The following is a 3,860-nucleotide window of genomic DNA, read 5'->3' on the forward strand; positions in this document are numbered from 1 at the left end:
CCGGCCGCCGGCAGGGCGCCGCGCCGCGCCGCTCACGCCACGTCGCCGCGCCGGCGCAGCGCGGCGAAGCCCTTCGCCGCGATCTCCTCCGGCGGCGGATCGACGTCGAGGTCGATCACATCCGCCTCCGTCTCCGGCAATTCGAGCGCGGCGAACTGGCTCGCGATCAGGCTCGCCGGCATGTAGTGGCCCTGCCGCGCCGCCTGGCGGGCCATGATCAGCGACGGGTCGCCCGTCAGGTGCAGGAAGCGCACATCCCCATGCCCGTCGCGCAGCCGGTCGCGATAGGCGCGTTTCAGCGCGGAACAGGCGAGCACCACGCCCGTGCCGCCCTGGCGCGCCGCGTCGATGCGCGCGGCGAGCGCGGCGAGCCAGGGCCACCGATCCTCATCCGTCAGCGGCGTGCCGGCGCGCATCTTCTCCACATTCTCGGGCGGGTGGAAGGAATCCCCGTCCTCGAAGGGCCAGCCGAGGCGGGCTGCGAGCAGCGCGCCGACGGTGGACTTGCCGCTGCCCGACACACCCATCAGCACGATGGCCGCGATCATCCCTTCTTGGGCTCCAGATGCCCGCCGAAGCCCGCGCGCATGGCCGAGAGCGCGCGCGCGCCGAAGCGCGCATCGTCGCGCGTCGCGAAGCGGGCAAACAGGGCCGCGGTCAGCACCGGGGCGGCCACACCGGTCTCGACGGCCTGCTGCACCGTCCAGCGACCTTCGCCGGAATCGCCCACGCGGCCTGCGTATTTTTCAAGTGCCGGGTCCTCGGCCAGCGCCGTCGCGGTCAGGTCGAGCAGCCACGACGTGATGACCGACCCCCGCCGCCAGACCTCGGCGACATCGGCGACGTCGACCGTGATGCGATGGTCCTCGGGCAAGTCGGGACTATCCGCGGCGCGCAGCAGGTCGAGCCCTTCGGCCAGCGCCTGCATCATCCCGTACTCGATGCCGTTATGGACCATCTTGACCAGATGCCCGGCGCCATGGCCGCCGCAATGCAGCCAGCCCTGCTCGACATTCGGCGCGCGGCCTTCGCGGCGCGGCGTGGCGGGAATCTCGCCCCGCCCCGGCGCCAGCGCGTCGAAGATCGGCGCGAGCCGCGCGACGGGGTCCGGCTTGCCGCCGATCATCAGGCAATAGCCACGCTCGAGCCCCCAGACGCCGCCCGAGGTGCCGATGTCGAGATAGTCGATGCCCCGCGCGCCGAGCGCGGCCGCGCGGCGCACATCGTCCTTCCACTGCGTGTTGCCGCCATCGATCGCGACATCGCCGGGCGAGAGCAACTCGCCGAGCGCCGCGATCGCCTGCTCCGTCGGATCGCCATGCGGCAGCATGACCCAGACGGCGCGCGGCGCCGCGAGGTGGCCGACCAGTGCGGCGAGGTCGGCCGCACCCACCGCGGCATCGGCCATGACGGCGGCGACGGCGGCCGGGTCGCGGTCCCACACCACGCAGGAATGCCCGGCGCGCATCAGGCGGCGCGCGATGTTGGCACCCATCCGTCCCAGCCCGACGATCCCGATCTGCATGCGTGCCGCTCCCTGCCCTGACGGATGGATGCCCCGCAGCCGCGGCGCACGCAACCGTCGCGCCGGCGGCGCGCACAACTGGCGCCGTCGCCGCGCGTTGGTTCAGCCGGCGATGGCCGCGCGCACGCGCCCGACGAAGCCATCCATCGCCGCCGGGTCGGTCCAGCGCAGCACCGCGACGATGCCCGAGGAAGGATCGACCCACGTCAGGTTCCCGCCGGCGCCGGAGGCAAAGAAGGCGTCCCGCGCGGCGGAGGGGAAGCGCGTGCCATCCGCGTTCAGCCACCAGAGGAAGCCGTATTGCGCATTGAGCGGACAGGGCTGGGTGGACAGCGCGAACCATTCCTCCGGGATCAGCCGCGTGCCCGCCCAGGCGCCGCGGGCGAGGGCCAGCAGCCCGACGCGCGCCTGGTCCTCGGCATGGATCGACATTCCGCCGCCCCAATGCGTGCCGCCAGGCACCGACTGCACGCGCCGGCCGTCCTCGAGCGTGACCCACGACGTGCGGTAGCCATCCCAGCGCCAGTCGCGCGACGCGCCGATGGGTGCCAGCACGCGCTCGGCAAACACCTCCGGCAGCGGGCGCTGGAAGCGGCGCAGCAGCGCGAGCGACAGCCGGTTCACCCGCACATCGTTGTATTCCCAATGCGTGCCCGGGGCGGCGAGCGCGCGGCTGCCTTTCTTCCCCTGCCCTTCCACGCCGAGGTTGCGGCCGCGGTCGATCGCATCCGCCTTGCCGAAGAGTTCGCCTTCCCATTCGGAGGTGTTGGTCAGCAGATGCCGCCAGGTGACGGGTGCGTTCTGCGGCGTGTCGAAGCCGCCATCGTCCACGGTCTCGCGCACCGGCCGATCGATGTCGGGGATCAGCCCGTCCGCCACCGCGATGCCGGCGAGCATCGAGAGGTAGGATTTCGCCACCGAGAAGGTCTGGCTGACTTCCCGCGTATCGCCCCAGCGCGCCACCAGCACGCCGTGGCGGGTGACCAGGCCGCAGGGCCCGCCGCGGGGCCAGAGGGGCCCGAGCACCTCGTTGTCCGGCGGCGGCTCGAACCCGCCGCGGCCGATATGGCCGGCGAGGTCGCGCGGCCAGGGCGTTTCGTGCGCCGCGGCGAAGGCGACGGCCTCGTCCAGGCGCGCGGCATCGAAGCCGAGCGCGGCGGGCGCGGCCTTGGGCCAGGGGAAGGGATCGGCGGCGGGGAAGGTGATGGACATGTGCGGAGACTGCGCGGAAGCGCGCCACCGTCCAAGAGGGCGACCCCATCTCCTGGTTTCCAAAGGCCTTTAGGCCTTTGGCGGGGTGAGGTCCGGAGAGGGGCGGCGCCCCTCTCCGTCGCGCGGCCTAGATCTGGAACGGCCGCTGCACCCAGGCGAACCCCTCCCCATCCGGCACCACCCGCCCGAATCCCGGCCAGGGCACGTGCACGCCCCCCACCTGGATGCGTTCCGCGGCGAGCATCGTCAGCGTCCGCACGCGGCTCTCGACCCCCATCGCCTGGTCGACGTCGACGCCCACGCGCCATTGCGGCCGGGCGAGTTGGATGACGGTCTGGTGTGCGATGTCGCCCCAGATCAGCATCGTCTCGCTGCCCGAGGAGAAGCGGAAGGAGACATGCCCCGGCGTGTGGCCGGGCGCGGGCACGCTGAACACGCCTGGCAGCACCTCCACCTCCCGCGCCAAATCGAAGGTGCGGATGCGCCCGGCATAGGGGCGGATGGCGCGGCGTGCCGCCTCGATGAAGCGCTGCCCCTGGGGCACGCGCGATTCCTGCGCCGGGTCGGTCCAGAAGGCGTGGTCGACCGCGGAGACGACGACCTCGGCATTCGGGAAGTTCCGCGTCGTCCCGTCATAGGACAGGCCGAGCGCGTGCTCCGGGTGGATATGCGTCAGCAGGACGGTGTCGACCTGTTCCGGCTGGTAGCCCGAGGCGCGCAGCGCATCGAGCGTGCGGCCCGTGGTCGGGATGAAGGAGGAATGCCCGCCGCAATCGACCATGAACAGGTTGCGGCCGTTGTTGACCACATAGGCGCCGACCGGCTGGTGCAGGCCGTTCGGCATGAACCAGGCGCGTTCGCGCAGCGCCGCGATGCTCTCGAGCGTCGCGTCGGGGAAGAAGCGCGGGATGAACTGCTCCCCGCCCCCGCCCATGGCGCCGTCGAGCAGGGCGGTGACCTCGATCTCGCCAACCTTGACGCGGTGAAAGCCCGGGTTGCGCGAGCCCGCCTGGGGCGGCGCGGCGGCCCGGGCGGCGGGGGCGGGGCCACGCTACCTCCTGGGCGAGCCCTATCGGATGGGCGGCGTCTGGTCCTATCTGCCCGAGAAATCGGAAGAGCATGT

The 3,860-nt window shown here is 72.4% G+C and carries 4 protein-coding genes; all 4 read right to left on the reverse strand.

The genetic code is table 11. From position 1 onward, the window contains the following. Positions 1–32: 32 nt before the first annotated feature. Positions 33–548: a gluconokinase gene (locus HW577_RS22190; RefSeq protein ID WP_198378292.1), complete on the reverse strand. Its 516-nt coding sequence runs from the start codon at positions 546–548 to the stop codon at positions 33–35. After that, positions 545–1,555, reverse strand: a complete 1,011-nt coding sequence (gene gnd, locus HW577_RS22195; RefSeq protein ID WP_332837782.1) for a phosphogluconate dehydrogenase (NAD(+)-dependent, decarboxylating) — start codon at positions 1,553–1,555, stop codon at positions 545–547. The genes HW577_RS22190 and gnd overlap by 4 nt, the downstream gene beginning before the upstream one ends. Before the next feature lie 72 nt (positions 1,556–1,627). Next, positions 1,628–2,737 (reverse strand): serine hydrolase domain-containing protein, encoded by a 1,110-nt coding sequence (locus HW577_RS22200; RefSeq protein ID WP_198378294.1) that lies wholly within the window; start codon positions 2,735–2,737, stop codon positions 1,628–1,630. A 127-nt stretch (positions 2,738–2,864) separates the two neighbouring features. Beyond that, on the reverse strand, positions 2,865–3,671 hold the full coding sequence (locus HW577_RS22205; RefSeq protein WP_198378295.1) for an MBL fold metallo-hydrolase: 807 nt from the start codon (positions 3,669–3,671) through the stop codon (positions 2,865–2,867). Positions 3,672–3,860: the final 189 nt, after the last annotated feature.

Source organism: Neoroseomonas rubea (genome assembly GCF_016106015.1).
GTDB lineage: Bacteria > Pseudomonadota > Alphaproteobacteria > Acetobacterales > Acetobacteraceae > Neoroseomonas > Neoroseomonas rubea.

Bases quoted from the DNA above. Each gene is read 5' to 3' on its own strand.
- HW577_RS22190 (WP_198378292.1), bottom strand. From the start codon at position 548: ATGATCGCGGCCATCGTGCTGATGGGTGTGTCGGGCAGCGGCAAGTCC.
- HW577_RS22200 (WP_198378294.1), bottom strand. From the start codon at position 2,737: ATGTCCATCACCTTCCCCGCCGCCGATCCCTTCCCCTGGCCCAAGGCC.
- HW577_RS22205 (WP_198378295.1), bottom strand. From the start codon at position 3,671: ATGGGCGGGGGCGGGGAGCAGTTCATCCCGCGCTTCTTCCCCGACGCG.